Below are 17,730 nucleotides of genomic sequence, written 5' to 3' on the forward strand. Positions count from 1 at the left end.
AGGCGTCAGGCTTTCTTGCTGTGGCGGCGTTGGACGGTCTTGGATTGTTCGAGCACGTCGCACACGGCGATCGCGCCGGCGTGGAGGTGGGCGCGCATGGCGCGTTCGGCGCGGGCGCCGTCGCCGGCGAGTATCGCGTCGATTATGTCTTCGTGCTCACGCTGTGACGCCTCGATGCGCGGCCGCCCCATCAACTCGGTGAACAGCAAGCGATTGACTGGAAAGGTCAGGCGCAGGCCCGCTTCCCTCAGCACCTCATTGCCGGCGATGTCGTAGAGCACATCGTGGAAGACCTGGCGCGCGTCGCTGAGTTTCTTGACGTCGGCGTGAAGCGTATCCTGCAACAGTTTTCGGCAATCGCGCATGCGCTGCGCATAATCCGCGCGGTGAATGTTCTCGGCCGCGAGGCGCGCCACGTAGCCTTCGATCGCCTCGCGCGCCTGGAAAATCTCGCGCACGCCCCGTTCGCTGTAGGCGCGCACCGAGGCGCCGCGGTGTGGCGTGAATTCGAGCACGCCCTCGCCGGTCAAGCGGCGGATCGCTTCACGCACGGGGCCGACACTGACGCCATAGGTCTTCGCCACATCGGCGACGACCAGGCGTTCGCCCTGCGCCAGATGGCCCTGACGGATCGCTTCACGTAGCGAATCGATCACGTGCTCGACGAGCGTTTCAGCGGGGGCATTTTTCGATGGCGGGGTGCGCGGCGGCATCTGAACCTCAATGGACAACGAATGGAACGGCGCCGGTTGCAAGCGAGACGGCAACCATCAGGAGAAAAAACAGGATCGCGAAGGGCAGGCCGAAACGCTGCAAGTCTCCGACCTCAACCTTGAGCAAAGTCGCGACGAGATAAATCGGCGCCACCAGCGGGCTCAGTGCGTGCACATTGACGCCCAGCAGCGATGCGCGTGCAACCTCGACCGGCTCGACGCCAAAGTGCTGAGCGGTTTCCGCTAGCACCGGCACGATGCCGAAATAATAGGCCTCGTTCGAGAGCACGAAGGTGAAGGGCGCGCTGGCGAGCGCGATGATCGGGCCGAAGTGCGGGCCGTACTCGGCTGGCACAAGCGCGAGCAGCGTCTCGCCCATCGCAGCGATCATGCCGGTGCCTTCCAATATGCCCGTAAATACGCCGGCCGAGAAGATCAGCAACACGATTGGTACGACGTTGCTTGCGTGTGCGGCGACGCGCTCGCGCTGGTCCGAGAGTTTCGGGTAGTTGATGATGCACGCGAGCGTGAGGCCAATCATGAACGCGATCGGCAGCGGTAGCACTTGGCCAACCACGCAACCCAGCAGAGCCAGGGTCAGCGCGAGATTGACCCAGAACAGCTTTGGCCGTTCCACGCCAGGTTCGCGATCGAACAAGGATTGCGAAAGATCGGTCTCAAGCTGCACGATGCCGAGGCGCTTGCGCTCCCACAAGCCAAACACGAGCGCCAGGACGAAGACGCCAATGATCGCCGCGATCATGGTGGGCAGAAGCGGCAGGAAGACATCCATGATGTCGACATTGAGCGCGGAGGCCACGCGCGCCGTTGGCCCGCCCCAGGGCGTTAGATTGATCGTGGAATTCGCTGAACCCAGCAGCACCGCCAGCATCAACGGATTCATGCCGAGTCGGCGATAGATCGGCAGGAAGGCGCCGATCGTGATGATCGCCGTGGTGGCGCCGTCGCCATCGAGCGAAACCAGCGTCGCCACCGCAGCCGTGGCCAAGCTCACACGCAATGGGTCGCCATGTGCGAACTTCACGGCGCTGCGCACGAGCGGGTCAAAAAGCCCCGCATCCATCATGATGCAGAAATAGAGCACGGCGAAGACGAGCGCGGCCGCCGTTGGTGCGAGCGCGATGATGCCTTCCAGCGCCATACCCGTCATGTCCGCGCCGTGGCCCGCGAGCAAGCCAAACACGATCGGCACGAGAATGAGTGCGGCGATCGCGCTGATCGTGCGCGTCATGATCAGAACCATAAAGGTCGCGATCATGGCGAAGCCGAGTGTCGCCAGCATCAAAGCACTCCCGTCGAGAAAAGGCGCGCCAGCGATCTCGTCGATCGCTGGCGCTTATCTTGGAGGGGGGAGGTCGCCCTCAATAGTTCCACCGTAGCGTGACGCCATAGGTGGGCGGTGCGTTGAACGAGGCGAACGTGGCGCCGATGAAGGTCGCTTGGTGCGTACGCGTCACTTCGTCGGTCAAATTCTTGCCCCAGAGCGAGAGCGACCAATCGCTATTGCCGCTGGTGTAAACAGCGCGGGCATCGACGAAATGCGTCGGTTCGCGATTTTCCGCCCCGGCATTGCTGGCGTCATCCCAAATGTCGCTTTCGTATTGATAGTCGACCGCGAACTCGACATCGCCGCTGGCGCCCAGACCCAACGTATAGGATGGCGAGAGAATGACCTTGTTCTCCGGCGTCCGTGTTAGGCGATTGCCGGTGTAGTCCGACGACGGCAGCACGTAGCTGTCGAAAGTCGCGTCCGTGTAAGCATAGGCGGCGTTGAGCGCGAGGCCGGCGCCGATATCCCAACGCAATTGCGTCTCGTAGCCATTGATCGTGGCGTCTGCATTTGCGGTGAAGATGTTGAGCCCGCTGGTTTCGCGCACCTGCAAGTCTTCGTATTCCATCGTATAGAGCGTATTGTTCCAGACCACGCGGCCGTCGAAGAATTCGCTGCGGACGCCGACTTCGTATTGGGTGGCAAATTCCGGATCGAACGCGGTCGACGCGTCCAATTGGTTCTCCGGCGTGTCCTGGAAGCCGCCGCTTTTGAAGCCGCGCGAGACCATCGCGTAGATCATGTTATCGTCGCTCAGATGATAATCAGCGCCGATGCGCCAGGTCAGCGCGTCCCAGCTGGCGGAATTGGTAGCGTCGATATCTTCTTCGGCCCGGAAGGTGGCGTCGCTGTCGAGATTGTCGACGTGATAGGTTTTGTCGTCTTCGGTGTAGCGCGCGCCGAGTGTGAGATTGAGGCGTTCGCCCAGCGGGATCGTCGCGTCCGCGTAAATGGCGCGGCTCTCGACGTCGGCAGATTGATGATAGATTTCCGTGAGCAGCAAGCCTTCGGTGCCGCCGTCGGTGAAATCGAAATTGCCGTCGAAGTCCGGGATCGCCAGATTGAGGATGTCGTCGCGACGCGTATCGGAATTGTACGCGTAAAGACCGAGCACCCAGGAGATGCGGCTGTCAGCAAGTGAAAGCAGGCGCAGCTCGTGGCTGGTCATTTCGCTTTCTTCGACATTGCCGCCGGCGATGCTGATGCGGCTGGCCGCATCGCGCGGGCCGCCGTCGAAATCGTAGTTCACGTCGTAGGCGACCTCGCGATGGCCGACGAGATAATTGATCGTGCCGAACGGCAGATCCCATGCGGCTTGCGCCCGGACGCCCCAGGTGTCGCGATCCTGGCGACCGTCGAATTCCTGGTCCGAGCTATCGCGATCCGTGTCGAGGCTCCAAAAGCCGGAGAGCGGGTCGCCGGAATCGAGCGCCACCACATGCTGGCCGGGACCGTTGGCGCGATCCGTCGTTGAATCCGCGGCGACGCTGAAGCGCAGCGTACTCGAAGGCTCCAGCAAGAATTGGATGCGGCCGCTACGGGTATTCTGATCGGCGAGTTCGCCGCCGGTCTCGTCATTGTCGACGTAACCCGCATGCGTGCGCACGCTGGCGCTCGCGCGAACAGCCGCGACGCCTTCGTCCAACGGCGCATTGATAAAGCCCGCGACATCGCCGCGTTCGTAATTGCCAGCTGTGCCTTCAAGCGAACCGCTGAAGGCGTTGAGATCGGGCGCATTGGAAATGACGTTGATCGCGCCGCCGACGACGTTGCGGCCATAGAGCGTGCCTTGTGGGCCCTTCAGCACTTCGATGCGTTGAACGTCGAACGCATCGAACGCCACCATGGCTGGGCGGCCGAGATAGATGTCGTCTACGAACACCGCCGAGCTCGGATCGCCGGCGGCGCCGCGGTCGGATGAGCCGATACCGCGCACGTGCAGGCGCGGTTGGCCGGACGGAAAAGCGTCGAAGTTTAGACCGGGCGTGCGGGTCACGACGTCCTGCACTTCTTGAATGCGCGCTTCTTGGATTTCCTGGGCGGTGAATGTGGTGACGGTGACCGGCACGTCCTGCAAATTCTGATCGCGGCGCTGCGCCGTGATAATGATCTCATCCTCCGCGTCCGTGACCGGCTGCGCCAACGCCACGCCGCTCAGCACCCCAAATGACGCGCCCGCGAGCAAGATCCCGCGTCCAAACCCAATCCGCATGACTTCCTCCCGATCCCCGTTTTTCGGGGTTGGCGGGGACCCTATGGGGCGACGTGGCGTCCGTAAATAGATTATAGCATAATCGGTAATGCCGATTGCGCATAATGCTATACAAACAGCTCATTCGATGCCGCTGCGATCCGCAAAATTATAGTATAATACAGGTAAGGTGATCCAGCTCGCGGAGGCGCGGCAGCGCCCACTTTGGTTGCGAATCAAATCTGCTGTGGCTGGCTTGGATGAAGCAGAAGTTGATCTTGCATGCGCTTGCGCGACGCCGTGCGGCCTCAGGGGAAGGGGCCGCGCGCATGACCGGCCCAGATCCCAATCAGATGCTCACCACAGCTGAGGCGGCGACACTCTGGGGCTTAAGCCTGCAACGCTCGCCAATTGGCGCGAGGACGGCTCTGTTGATCTCGTATTCTCGAAGTTCGGCAGCTGTGTTCGCCATCGCTACGCGGATGTTGTGGCCTTCGCTGAGCAAGCGCGCTGCACGAGCACGCTGGCCGCGCGAGAGGTCGTGGATCGGCAATCCACGCGTGGGTGCTGAGCTGGGGGCCGCAACTTTGCCCCGGCAAAGCGGGGCGCCGCTGGGGCGCGGACTATTTTGTGGATTTAGGAAGACGCCCGAAGGCCTTGGAAAATATGGCGCACCTGGATGACGCGACTTCAAAACGACTCCTCCGGATCTTCTACGAGTGGGGCTTCAGCCTTGAACGCATTGGAGTAAAGCCGATTGAACTCCCGGTGACCCGCGGTGAGGACGACGCCTGAATACTTGGACTTGGTTCGAGGCGATGGTTTGTGTCGTCCCGGGGTTCCCGGCGTGTTCCTGGGTTTCCTGCTGTCGCATACGCATTTCGCCGGGGTCAGCGAGGCGCCCGTTTACATCTCCGCAATGGTAGGGGCGAACCCTGGTCATATGGCTGCGAAAATGATTCCGGATGACGAGCTTTTAGGCGACGCGGACCGCGTCACGATCTGGGTGGCGAGCAGGCCTGCGCCCAAGGATGTTTGGTCATTGCGCGAGGCGGCGATTTGGGCCTCAGCTCGGCCCGGGGTGACGCTGCATAGACCCGCACGCGATGGCAGACCGCCAATTTGGTTGGACGCAGAGCAGGTGCTCCGGGTTTCTCAGGCATTGGCAGGCGATACCCCGATCGCGGCCGCAAGCTGAATTTTGCCTGCCCGAAAAGCGTGGTGACGCCTCATTAACGATGACGCTGGCATGTCCCCCGCGCGGCGCTGATGAAGCGCTGACCAACCACCAAACCCTGCCTTCGAGCGGACCCCACAAGGGTCCGCTCTTGTTCGTATGGCCTCTGGCAACTTGACCGCATCGTGAGCCGGCAATTTAGCCGCTGCAACGAGGATGGAAAATGCAAGCGCCCGACGCTCTTACCGCGGAACTGGACGCTTGGTCCGCTGAGCAGGGGCTTCCCAATTTCGGAGAATACGATCTGCTTGATCTCGACGATCTCACGTCAGATCAGCGCGATTGGTTGAAGGCGTTTGTAGCACGCAGGGAAGCCGCCGAGGCGTTGGCGGACCAAGAGGCTGGCCCTTTGGCCATTGGACTTTCGAATGTGCTTTCGGGAGCCAGTGTTCGCCGGGTCGAGCGTGCGGGCCAATATGGGGTGTCGCTGGTGCTGGAGGGCGACGTCATCCAATCGGTCACCTTGCGTGCTGAAGGCGATCGGTTGGTGGTCGAATTAGATGGGCAGCCGCTCGAGCTTTCGGACCGCGCGTACAATCCGGTTCGCAAGGTAGGCTAGGCTGCATTCGGCATTGCGCGGAGCTATTTGCGCGGCGTGATCACTCGCTGAATCCTGCCCGACCGGCCCAAGAGGGCATTCTTCACAAGCGTCACCGCGCGGGGCGCCGGATCAAAAATAATTCTGCCTCTTCGCTAAACTCTGTCGAAAATCGCCTGACTCCCCTTGAGACGGGGTGCTTACCAGCGGTCGACCCCGTGTTGTGCGGGGTAGGTCATGGTTTCGATCTTCACAGGGTTGGGCGCAGGTTTTGAGCGTGGCTCGGGTGCAGCACTTGGCGCAGGCGGCTTGCTGGGCGGGGCAGGGCTTGGGCGCGGCGGCGAAGGCGTTTTCCTCAACGCGGCGACCGGCAATCTCATCCTGCAGCGCCAAGACGAGTTTCTCGTCGGCCGCGGCCCCGACATTGGCGTTGCCCGCACCTACAATTCTTTGGGCGCGCTCGACGACAATGGCGATTATTGGCGCCAATCGACCGACCGGCGCATCTTTGGCCTGACTGGGACGGTCAATACGACGGGCTCGACGGTGAAGCACGTCTCGGCCGACGGCTCAGAGATCACCTATGCCTGGAACGGCTCCGCCTACACCACGACCGACGGCGCGGGCGCGCACGATAAGCTCACGCATAGCGCCGGCGTGTGGACCTGGACCGACGGCTCCACACAAACCAAGGAGACATACGCGTCCGCTGAAACCGATGTCTGGCGCATCGCCAGCGTCGTCGATAGCGACGGCAATGCGCTGAGCTTCACTTATGTGTCCGGCTCGCCAACCAAATTGAGCCGGGTCACCACCCAGGACGGCTCCTATCTCGAATATACCTGGAGCGGGTCTAACATCACGAGCATCGTGACGGGCTACACCGATCTCGCGACCTCAACCGCCAAGACGATCACGCGCACCACCTATGGCTATGACGGCTCAAACCGTTTGACCTCGGTCACGGTCGATCTCACCCCCGACAATCTGGCCGATGCTGCGACCTACACGACGGCCTATACGTATGACGGATCGACCAATCGCATCGCCTCGATCACGCAGACCGACGGCTCCTCGCTTGCGATCACGTATGACGGCTCTGGACGTGTGGCGACGCTGACGCAAACCGTGGCGAGCGGCGACACGCGGGTCACCACGCTCGCTTACTACAGCGACCGCACCGAAGTGACCGACCCGCGCGGCTCGGTGACGAAGCTCTATTACGATGCCAACAAGCAGCTGACCAAGGTCGTGGCGCCGGCCGCACAGAGCGGGGCGACACCCCAAGAAGTGCTCTACGAATACGACACGTCCGGCAACGTCACCAAGGTGACCGACGCGGGCGGGGGCATCACCGAATATACGTACGACAGCGCCGGCAATGTAAGCACGATCGAGGATCCGCTCGGCAATGTGACTGAGCGCTTCTACGATTCAAACAACAATCTCATCCGCGAGAGCCGCAATGGCTCGACAGGATCATCAGCGTCGACGGCGCTGCACACGCGCTATGTCTATGACAGCGAAAACCATCTGCGCTATGCGATCAGCGCTGAAGGGCGCGTAACGGAGTATCGCTACACCAGCCAAGGCGAGCTGCAATACACGATCACCTATCCCGCGCACGCCTACACGCCGGGCTCGACCGCGGTCAGCGAAGCGACGATGAACACCTGGCGCGATGGGCTCGCCGATCGCTCCACGACGCAAATCGTCAAGAACGTCTACGACGCGCGCGGCAATCTCAGCCAGACCCTGAGCTATGGCGCAGCGACCACGGCAGGCGTGGAAGCGACAAGCGAAGGCTATGCGCACCTCTACCTCACCTATGATGAAGCCGGCCGCCTCCTTAAGCGACATCTGCCGCCGCAGGTGGCGGAGCAGTTCGTCTATGATGGAATGGGGCGCCTCATTGCGTCTTTCGATCTCAGTGTTGGCTGGACGAACCTTGTCTTCAATGACGGCGCCACCACAACGACGATCACTGACGCCGCCGGATTGAGCGTTGTTTCAACCTTTAACAAGGCGGGCGAGTTGATCTCGCGCGTTGAATCTGGCGCCAACGTGAATGGCGGCACGCGTTCCTATCTTTACGATAAAAATGGACAGGTCCGCCGTGTCGTCGATGCGACAGGCTACAAGGCTTATGTGCTCTACGATCGCGCCGGTCGAAAAATCGCCGACGTCGGACACGGCGGTCAGATCTTAGAGTACAAATACGGAGCCGGCGGTGAGCTTATCGCCACCGTTAAGTACAATACACTCATCACAAGTGCTCAGCTCGCCCAATTGGATGATCCCAACAGCGAGATTGAGATTGCATCGCTGCGTCCCGCTGCGACCGTGCGGGATCTGCTCAGCTGGACTATTTACGACGCGAATGGTCGGGTCGCGCAGACAATTCAAGGTGACGGCTCGATCACCAATTATGCCTACGACGCCGCAGGGCGACTGGTAGCGACCAGAGGCTATTACAACAAGCTGGCGTCAGGCGTTGTCAGCGGCTACCTGACCAGCCCGCCGGCAACGCCGGCAAGCGTCGCAACCCACGCCAAAGACGTCATCGTTCGCAGCTTCTATGACGGCGATGGCCGACTGATCGGTGCGCTCGATGGCACAGGTGTGTTGTCCGAGATCACCTATGATGGCGCCGGTCGCAAGGTGGCGGAAACCACCTTTGCAAACGCCACCGCGCTCTCCGACGCCAACAACGCTGATCTGCGCGCTACAGGGACATTCGCGCAGTTGCGTGCGTCCATAGCTGCAGATGCTACGCGCGACGCGACCTCGCGTTATGTTTATGATGGGCAGGGTCTTCTGCGCTTTACGATCGATGCGATTGGGCGTGTCACTGAATACATTTATTGGGGCGGCGTGACTTGGCACGCGATCGGACCAGCGCGCAAAACAATCGCATATGCAACACCGCTCGGGACCCTCGGGCAGTACACGTACGCGACGGTCAAAGCCGCGATCACCACGAACACTGCCGACCGCCACGCCCACGCCGTCTATAATTCCAAGGGACAGCTGGTTTATGCCGTGGACGCGCAAGGGGCGGTGACGCAGCTCACCTACGATGCGCTGGGGCGAGTCATAAAGAGCGCGCAGTTTGCCGTGTCGGCGGACATGAGCGCTATGGGCGCTGGCGATCAATGGGAAGCCAATCTCAATGCATGGGCTGCGAGCAATGGGACTGGCGCGCGGATCACGCGAAACTATTACGCCGCACGTGGCGGCGACGTCATCTTCAGCATTGATGCTGAGGGTTATGTCACCAAATTCGATTATGACAAAGAAGGGCGCGTTTATACGCGCTATCGTTTTGTCAACAAGGTCGCGCCAGTCGACAGCTGGGCAATCGCCGATGTCGTGAGCGCCGACAAGGGCGCCTATTTCACTTATGGCTATCGCTATGACGGCTTGGGACGGCTGACGCACTACATCGACGCCAATGGCGTGACCACGTATACCAGCTATCACGCTAATGGGTTGAAGGGCTGGGAAATTTCATCCTACGGCCAAGGCGTGGACGAACGCCGCACGATCTACACTTATGATCAGGCGGGCCGCGTCATTATCGCCGACCATTATCAGACTGAGGCGTGGAACACGAGTTCGGCGGGCTCCACGGTCACCCAGCTTAATCTGGGCTATAGAATTCAGTCACCCAACGGTCAGTACAACGCTATCCTGACGCGCGAAGGCGAGCTTCGCGTCTACCATAAGGGCGAGGTTCTCTGGTCGAGTGGCAGTCGCGAAATCGTTAGCGGCGCGACCTATCGCTTGGTCGCGCAAACAGATGGCAACCTTGTCATTTATCGCGATGTGACCGGGCAAAGCTCCGTTGCAATTTGGAACTCAGGCACGGCAGGCGCGCATTCCGGCGCAACGTTCTTGCAGATGCAAGACGACGGCAATCTGGTCTTCAACAAAGGTACCGCGCCAACAAGCGGCGGTGTGATCTGGGCGACCAATACGCAGGGTGCGACGGCCGGCCCGTACGCCAATGATTATATTCGCCAAACTTATGCCTATGACGGTCTAGGCAATCTTGTCTCGACGACAGATTTCAACGGGGTAACGACGGCGTTCACCTACGACCGCGCCGGTCGTGTGCTGACGCGGGTCGATGCCAGTGGGACAGCGCTCGCGCGCACGACGACGTTTGAGTACGACACGTTCGGCCGCGGCGTGAAGACGACCGATGCGGCGAACAATGCGGCTTATGCCTATTTCGATCGCCTGGGCCGGGTCACGCTCGCAATCGACGCGATGGGCTATGCGACTGAGACCACCTACACAGCTTTTGGTGAAGTCGGCAGCGTCATCCGGCGCATGAACGCCACGAGTGGTGCGGCTGTCGGCGCGCCGCCCACGATCACCGCTAATGCGGCCGATGCGACGACGAGCTTCGAGTACGACAACCTTGGTCGCGTCACCAAGACGACGGACGCTTTGGGCGCCTATGAGCAGTACAATCTCAACGCCTTCGGTCAGCGCACAGCCGTACGCAACAAGATCGGCGGCTGGACCGATTACGTCTACGACAAGCTTGGACGGGTCACGTCCGAGACGATCTGGTTTGAGACCTATAATGGTCCGACGTCCAAGCGCGTCACCAACGCTTTTGCTTATGATAGTCGCGGCAATCTCGTCACCAAGACTGAGGCGCTAGGGCTCAGCGAAGAGCGGGTCACCACTTACGCCTACGATGCGGGCGATCGCCTGATTAGCAAGAGCGGCGAGGCGGTGAGTGTGGCGACCTCGGCGACGGGCGCCCTTAGCAGCGTTACGCCGACGGAATATTTCTACTACGATCGCCGCGGCAATCTGATCGAGAAGAGGGATGCGGCGGGCGCACGTACGCTCTTTTGGTACGACAAGCTTGACCGGGTCACACATAGCTTGAGCGCGAGCGGGGCGCTCACGCGTCATTGGTACGACAAGAACGGCAATCTGGTCGAAACCCGTACCTATGAAACGCTGCAGAGCTTGCCGACCGACGCCAAGGGCCTGCCGCCGAGCGGCGGCGCCAGCGCCTATCGCGTCACGCAATACCAGTATGATGCGCTCAATCGTCTGACCAAGACGATCGTGCCCAACATCACAACGGCGGCTTATACCAGCGCGCTTGCGGTGACCTCCGGCAATCTGGAGACCACCTACACGTACGACGCGATGAACAATGTCGTGCTGGTGACAGACCCACGCGGCTCCAGCACCTGGTCCTATTACGACAAGCTCGGGCGCAAGACGGTCCAAGTGGATGCTGCGCTCTATCGCACCGATTGGAGCTATGATGCGAACGGCAATGTAACCAGCGAACGTCGTTACGCCACGGCCCAAGCGAGCGCGCCGTCGAGCACGACAAGCGCGCCCACAGCGCCTGCCACCAATGCAGCCGATCGCGTGACCGACTTCACGTACGACAAGATGGGCCGGCGTCTCACGGAAGCGCGCGCCAACGTCGCCGTGCACAACGGCACGGGCGGAACCAGCAGCGTCACGTCCACCATCACCTACACCTACAACGCGCTGAGTCAGGTCCTGAGTAAGACCGAGGCGACTGGCGACGCGATCAACTACACCTACGACCTCGGCGGGCGCATGACGCGCGAGCAGCGCTCGGCCTTCACCGACGTCAATGGCGCAAGCGTCACGCCGACGGTCGAGTACGAATACAACGGCCTCAACAATCTGACGCTCACGCGCGCTTTAGGCGCGGGTGGCGCAATCGCCGCGGCTGAGCGCACCAGCACATACGCTTATGATGGCGCCGGCCGCCTCGCTAGCGTGACCGACGCCGAGGGCTTCAAGCGCGCTTACGTCTATGATGTGACTGGGCGCATCATCCGTGAAGAATACAATCGCCTCAACTTCACCGCCGCCGCTAACGAAGCCGTTGGGTATGATTATGATCTAGAGGGGCGTGTCGTTCAGCAGGGCGTCATGCTCTATCAGAGCGGCGCCTGGACCCGCACTGGCGCGAACATCGACACGGTCGTGACGCAGTACAACGCTTATGGCGAAGTCTCTGCACGCGGCATGAACGGCCTCTATGCCGAGGCATTCCATTATGATGGCGCCGGTCGCCTCTGGCGTTCGAACACCGGCGACGGCGTCTGGAGATATTTCCTCTATGACGGCGCCGGCAATCAGACTCTCGTTATCGCAAGCGAGGGGACGGCCATTGGCGAGGGGAGTCTCACCTCGCTCAGCGCAGTGCTCGACCTCTGGGGCGCCAATCGCGCTAACATTGGCACAACTTATGTGGATGGCGTTGTCGCCACGATCACCAAGTATGACGCGCGCAATCAAGCCATCGAAGTGCGTGAGCCACAGCGCGAACTGAGCACGGTCGCAGGCGTGACCAGCAAATCGGATCTCATCACCACGCGGGCTTACAACGCATTTGGCGAAGTGGCTTATGAGATCAATGCAGCGGGTGCACGCTTCGATTATAGCTACAACACGATGGGTAGGCTCACCAAGGTGCAGAGCCCGTCCGTGCAGGGCGTCGGTGAGAATGGCCAATATATCACCGGCTATAACGCAACCACCTATGCGCCGATCGCCAATTCAGCGACGGCGACCACATTCCGACCCGAGGAGCACCGTTATTACGACGCTTCAGGGCGCTTGGTCGCAAGTCGTGATGGCAATGGAAATCTCACGCGCATGGTTCTGCTCGCCGGCACTGGCTATGGCGGGTCGGGTGCACTTGCCAGTGAGACAATCTACGCCGACGGCGGGGTCATTCGCGTCAAATATGACATTCACGGCGATGCAAGACGGATCGAGGATCAGCTCTACAACGCCTCGACCTCGACAGTCCTCAATGCGACCAAGCAGGATTACGACAAACTTGGCCGGCTCATTAAACTGGATCAGTCCGGAATCCTCATCGAACATTATCGCTATGATGGTCTGGGCCAGCGCACCAAGCGCTGGAATACGCTGCTCAATCCGACCAACAATGAAAATGCCGCCGGTCTTGTTGAAACCTTTGCCTATGATCACCAAGGCAGGCTGACCCAGCATGTCGCGATGGGTGGCGACACGACAAGTTACGCCTATGCCTGGAACGGCGCGCATGTGACTGCGGGCATGGGAAGTTTCGGTGGTTGGACCGAGACCACCACTTACGCGAACTCCAAAACCATTATCGAGAAGACGGATGTTTTCGGCCGAACGATCCAGAAGACGGACATGGGCGCCCGCGTGTCGGATTCGTCTTACGATAAAGCCGGCCGATTGGTGCAGCGCACCGGCGGCGAGGCCCTCAATCTGACCTATTACAATACGGGTCGCTTACAGAGCCAATTCACGATGACGGGCACTGTCGTGAGTATGAATTGGACGAGGCGTGAGACGCTCTTCGGATATGACGCAGTCGGCAACCAGACCTCCGAGAAATACACTGAGAGCGGCGAACTCTATGAGGAAGGTCAGTTCTGGAACGCCTATGATCAGGCTTGGGAATGGTACACGAACCATAATACTTGGTCGGATGTTCTGAAAAACGCCACCGCCAGTTATGATGCGCTTGGGCGGATTACGAATTGGAGCGAAGCAGGAACGACCTATGCGCCGGCAGCCAGTCGCGCAATTTTCTATGACGCGAACAGCAACATTCGCCGCACGACGAGTGTCTTCAAGCAACTCAACGCCCAAGGTGTCGCGCTCTCGACGAACACTACACAGGATTATTGGTATCGCTTCGATTCCATGAACCGCGTGGTGACGCAGATGGGCCAGCTCACGGGCGGCGCTATTGTGCGCGGCGGCCAGGGCACGGACATCTTCTACGATCTTGCCGGCAATCGCGCTTATACTCTGCGTTCGTTTGCCGACCAGTATACGGAATACGAGGAAGCCTGGGAAAATGGCGAGCTTGTCTTCGTTCCGATTGATTATCCGTTCACAAACACACAGCGCGAGGATTACACCTACGACGCGCTGAGCCGCCTCACACAGGTGCGGAGTGTCAACGGTACGTATTGGGATCCAAATCCCACTACGGCTGGCGTATTGCGGGCGGCTTACGCGTATGACGCAATGGGACGTTTGACGTCGCAAACGGACTACGACCAGAACGGCACGACCGTGCTCTATAGCCGGGTCGCGACGTACAATGCCAAAAGCCAGATCACGACCGACACCACCAACACCAAGCGCGGCAACGTCGTCTATAAGGGCGTTTCCACCTACGATTACGGGACGGGTCTTAACTACGCGCTCGGCGCAGCGCTCTCCATCACGACGGCCAATTACGAAAACAATTCATTCAAAAATAACTCCCTTACCACCAACACCTATCAATGGTGGGACGGCGCTGTTCAGAACACGATCCAGTTCAAGCCGAACACAAGCCAATCCACCACCAACACCTCCACCTACTATTACGATTACCTCGGCGGCGCGGCGCAAGTGCGCCAAGTAAGCGTGGCCGACGGACGTGCGCGCTCGATCACGTATAAGTCCGATCTAAGCGGACAAGTTATGCGACGCGACGAGGCGGACAACAACGCCAGCAACGGCGACCCGCATGAAATATGGTACCGCTTCGGCGGTCGCGAGATGGGCTATGTCGGCAATAACGGCACGCTCAACACCGATTATGTGAGTTCGGTTGCCAATCGCACCGCAGCGCAAGGGACGGGCGCCTTTAGAAACGGATCTTCCGCGTACTCCTCCTACGCGGATTTTGATCAATCGCTCAATCGCATCAATTCCTACGAGCAGGGTTCAGCCGGCTCTGGCTACACAGTGCGCGCGGGTGAAACGCTTTCCTCAATCGCTTCCAATCTCTGGGGCGACAGTTCGCTTTGGTGGAAACTCGCCGAGGCGAATGGTCTTTCGGGCGACGCCTCGCTCGCAGAAGGCCAGGTCCTCAACGTGCCTGCAGGCGTGCTGAAGAACACGCACAATGCATCGACTTTCCAGCCCTATGATCCGAATGAGGCGATTGGCGAGACCGCGCCGACAACGCCAAAGGCTCCGAAGCCGAAGAAGAACAAGTGTGGCGGGTTCGGCGCCGTAATTGTTGCAATAGTTGCGGTCGTCGTGGCGGCGATAGTCGCGCCATATGCGATTGCCGCGATCGCAAACCTCGCACCAGGGGTTCAAGGCATCACAGCCGCCATGGTGTCGAAGACGATGGCTGCGGGTCTTGCGATCAGCAAGTTCGGTGCGGCGACCGTGATGGCAGGTGGGGCGATCGCTGGCGCCGCGGGTTCTGTCGTCAGCCAAGGCGTTGGCGTCGTGACAGGCATTCAGGAGAAATTCTCTTGGAACGCCGTGGCGCTTGCGGCCGTCGGCGGAGGGGTTGGTGCGAGCGGCGGTTGGGGGATCGGGAGCGCGGCGCTGCGACAGGCCGCGGGGAGTGTGGTCACTCAGGGGATAGGTGTCGCCACGGGCCTACAGGACAGTTTTTCCTGGGCTGGAGTAGCGGCAGCAGGGTTAAGTACCTTCATTCCAGGCAACATCGGGCCGATTGGGACGGTCGCAGCTCGGACGATTGTCAATGGAGCTACCCGCACACTGTTTGAGGGGGGCGATTTTGGCGACAACGTGTTGGCGGCGTTGCCGGATGTAGTCGGTCAAACTATCGGGGAAGCGATTGCGGGGGAAATTGCGAGAGCGAACGAACCCGAACCGGTCGTAGCGGAGGGTGATGGCGAATACTTCGATGGGTTCGCTCTGCGCTTCGGCGACGCCGACCCGGCTCAGGTGCAGGCCAACGCAGCTGCGGAGATCGAACTTCTCAAGGATGCGCTGTCGCAAGCAACAGGCGAGGACGCTCTTCTTCTCCATTCGGCGCTCATTGGCGCCATGTCTCACTACGAACTCGCCGGGGGTGCCGGGTCGCTGCGAGCCAGCGGTCTGGTTCCGGACGGCAATGAGCTTGTCATAGCTGAAGCCTACCGGAGGGGCGCGGACGACCTCGCGGCCGACATGCTGGCTGACGATTTCTTCGCGGGCGCGGACATTGGCCAGGTGTTGGCAGGTTTCCGGGACGGTGCCGCTGGCGAAGCCTTCGGACGCTACCTAGACAACACCATCACGCTTGCCTCGCTGGACGAAATTCCGGGAAGCGTCATCGATGCGCGCTCTCGCTCGAATATCGTGCGCAGCCTCGGCGCTGGACGAGGAGCGTTCAAGCGGGAAATCGAGGGCATCCTCTATGGCGCCGCAGCGCCTGCGATGCTGGCGCGCTCGCCGTTCGCGGGATTGGAGGCCGGTTTCCTCCGTTCCGCCGACAATGGGCTTGATCGCGCCGATCTTACTTCTTTCCAGGCGGGTCTTCACGAGGCAGCGGGCCGAGCGACCTACACCGGCCTGTTATCGATGGCCGCTGGCGGCGCAGTGTTCGGTGCTCTGAGCCGCAATGTTCGCAGCGGCCTGCGACTGACATTGGATATGCTCGACAACCGCGGGCGCTTCCTCGGCGTACATAATGCGGGACCGCACACGCCGACGTTTAAGAATTGGCTTTCCTACAGCGACCGTGGCATCGAGATTCTGCCCGGCGGTGCCATCCGCTACGGTCGGATAATTGATGGCAGAGGTGTTTCCGTGACCTATCGGGACGGCTTCCCGGATTTCTCTCCCTTCATGAGGCATCCTAGCGGTGTCAGGTCAGTGACGATTGAGAACATGACGGGCACGCCGGCCGATTTCCGAGCCGCCAATGCTGCGGCTGGCAGGCCCGAGTGGGGACGAGCGGCGCCAGAAGATTGGACCTGGCATCACCATCAGGATGGTCGGACAATGCAATTGATCCCCACCAACATAAATGACAAGTTTCCGCACATTGGCGGCGCTGCGATTGTGAGGAGGCGTGCTGGGCAATGAAGGAACTGTTTGCTGACGCTGAGCGCGGCCTCGCGGATGCAAGAATCGACGAGTCCGAACGTGAGCAAGGAAGCTCGTTTCCGGAGGACTTCAAGCAGTACCTCAGGGAGATCAATGGCGGATGGCTGAGGGATTCGGCCGACTTTCAATTCGGGGAGGGCCACGTAACGGCGGCTCGGTGCCTTCTTGGCTTCAACCCCTCGTCCAAGCGAGACATCGGGAAAAAGCAGGCGAACATGGACTATGTCCCGCCGCAGCTGCTGCCTATCGGCGAGGACTTGGGAGGAGCCGACGTCTTCGTCTTAGACCTTCGACCGGAAACGCTTGGCCGGGTCTACATCCGTGCTATCAATGTGCCACCAAATCCGAAGCCATTCTTGCCGGCGTCACTCTTCGTGGAGCCGGATGAAGAAGCGCTCTACCATCACGTGGCCGACAGCTTCTCCGAATTCATCGACATGATCGCCGGTCGCGCCCGTAGCTGATCAGCTCGCCTCACCGTCAAAAAATTCGCACGCAGTCTCTCTGACGAAGGACACACCTCGTACAGCTAGATAAAGGCGCACCTTGCAGGTGCGCGAAACCGTTACTGCGCAACGGGCAAATCCACGGTGCGAGCAGGTGCACGCACCAAGGTGCGAATTCGCTCAGTCGGCGAGATGCGTTTGAAGCGAGCGTGAGTGTTGGTCAGCCGAACGTCTTTGGTCGCTTAGGTTCACGGGCTCTTGTCGCAAAGCGGGCGACCCAACCCAATACGATGCCAAAAGCGAGAGACCCATCCGGTTAGATGTGCTCGGTCGATCGCGGCCGAGTCTAGTCGGGCGCCCAAGACTCGAAGGC

At 60.4% G+C, this 17,730-nt stretch carries 6 protein-coding genes; 3 read left to right on the forward strand and 3 right to left on the reverse strand.

Translation table 11 applies throughout. The annotated features are described in order from the left end of the window. Positions 1-5: 5 nt before the first annotated feature. The 3 genes from EPJ54_RS15435 to EPJ54_RS15445 form a co-directional block, all read right to left on the reverse strand. Positions 6-713 (reverse strand): GntR family transcriptional regulator, encoded by a 708-nt coding sequence (locus EPJ54_RS15435; protein WP_135212621.1) that lies wholly within the window; start codon positions 711-713, stop codon positions 6-8. Between the two features lie 7 nt (positions 714-720). Next, positions 721-2,016 (reverse strand): CitMHS family transporter, encoded by a 1,296-nt coding sequence (locus tag EPJ54_RS15440; protein WP_135212622.1) that lies wholly within the window; start codon positions 2,014-2,016, stop codon positions 721-723. Between the two features lie 79 nt (positions 2,017-2,095). Next, the gene (locus EPJ54_RS15445; RefSeq protein WP_135212623.1) at positions 2,096-4,276 is read right to left on the reverse strand and encodes a TonB-dependent receptor; all 2,181 of its coding nucleotides are present in this window, start codon (positions 4,274-4,276) and stop codon (positions 2,096-2,098) included. Positions 4,277-5,655: 1,379 nt separating this feature from the next. On the opposite strand from EPJ54_RS15445, the gene EPJ54_RS15450 reads away from it, so the two are divergent. The 3 genes from EPJ54_RS15450 to EPJ54_RS15460 all read left to right on the forward strand — a co-directional run bounded on the left by EPJ54_RS15450 (position 5,656) and on the right by EPJ54_RS15460 (position 17,375). Then, positions 5,656-6,051 (forward strand): hypothetical protein, encoded by a 396-nt coding sequence (locus EPJ54_RS15450; protein WP_135212624.1) that lies wholly within the window; start codon positions 5,656-5,658, stop codon positions 6,049-6,051. Between the two features lie 216 nt (positions 6,052-6,267). Next, complete coding sequence (locus tag EPJ54_RS15455) at positions 6,268-16,890, forward strand: HNH endonuclease (RefSeq protein WP_135212625.1); 10,623 nt, start codon at positions 6,268-6,270, stop codon at positions 16,888-16,890. Next, the gene (locus tag EPJ54_RS15460; RefSeq protein ID WP_135212626.1) at positions 16,887-17,375 is read left to right on the forward strand and encodes an SMI1/KNR4 family protein; all 489 of its coding nucleotides are present in this window, start codon (positions 16,887-16,889) and stop codon (positions 17,373-17,375) included. Before EPJ54_RS15455 ends, EPJ54_RS15460 begins: the two co-directional genes overlap by 4 nt. Positions 17,376-17,730 lie beyond the last annotated feature (355 nt).

It is taken from the genome of Vitreimonas flagellata (assembly GCF_004634425.1).
GTDB lineage: Bacteria > Pseudomonadota > Alphaproteobacteria > Caulobacterales > Aquidulcibacteraceae > Vitreimonas > Vitreimonas flagellata.

Bases quoted from the DNA above. Each gene is read 5' to 3' on its own strand.
- EPJ54_RS15440 (WP_135212622.1), bottom strand. From the start codon at position 2,016: ATGCTGGCGACACTCGGCTTCGCCATGATCGCGACCTTTATGGTTCTG.
- EPJ54_RS15460 (WP_135212626.1), top strand. From the start codon at position 16,887: ATGAAGGAACTGTTTGCTGACGCTGAGCGCGGCCTCGCGGATGCAAGA.
- EPJ54_RS15450 (WP_135212624.1), top strand. From the start codon at position 5,656: ATGCAAGCGCCCGACGCTCTTACCGCGGAACTGGACGCTTGGTCCGCT.
- EPJ54_RS15435 (WP_135212621.1), bottom strand. From the start codon at position 713: ATGCCGCCGCGCACCCCGCCATCGAAAAATGCCCCCGCTGAAACGCTC.
- EPJ54_RS15445 (WP_135212623.1), bottom strand. From the start codon at position 4,276: ATGCGGATTGGGTTTGGACGCGGGATCTTGCTCGCGGGCGCGTCATTT.
- EPJ54_RS15455 (WP_135212625.1), top strand. From the start codon at position 6,268: ATGGTTTCGATCTTCACAGGGTTGGGCGCAGGTTTTGAGCGTGGCTCG.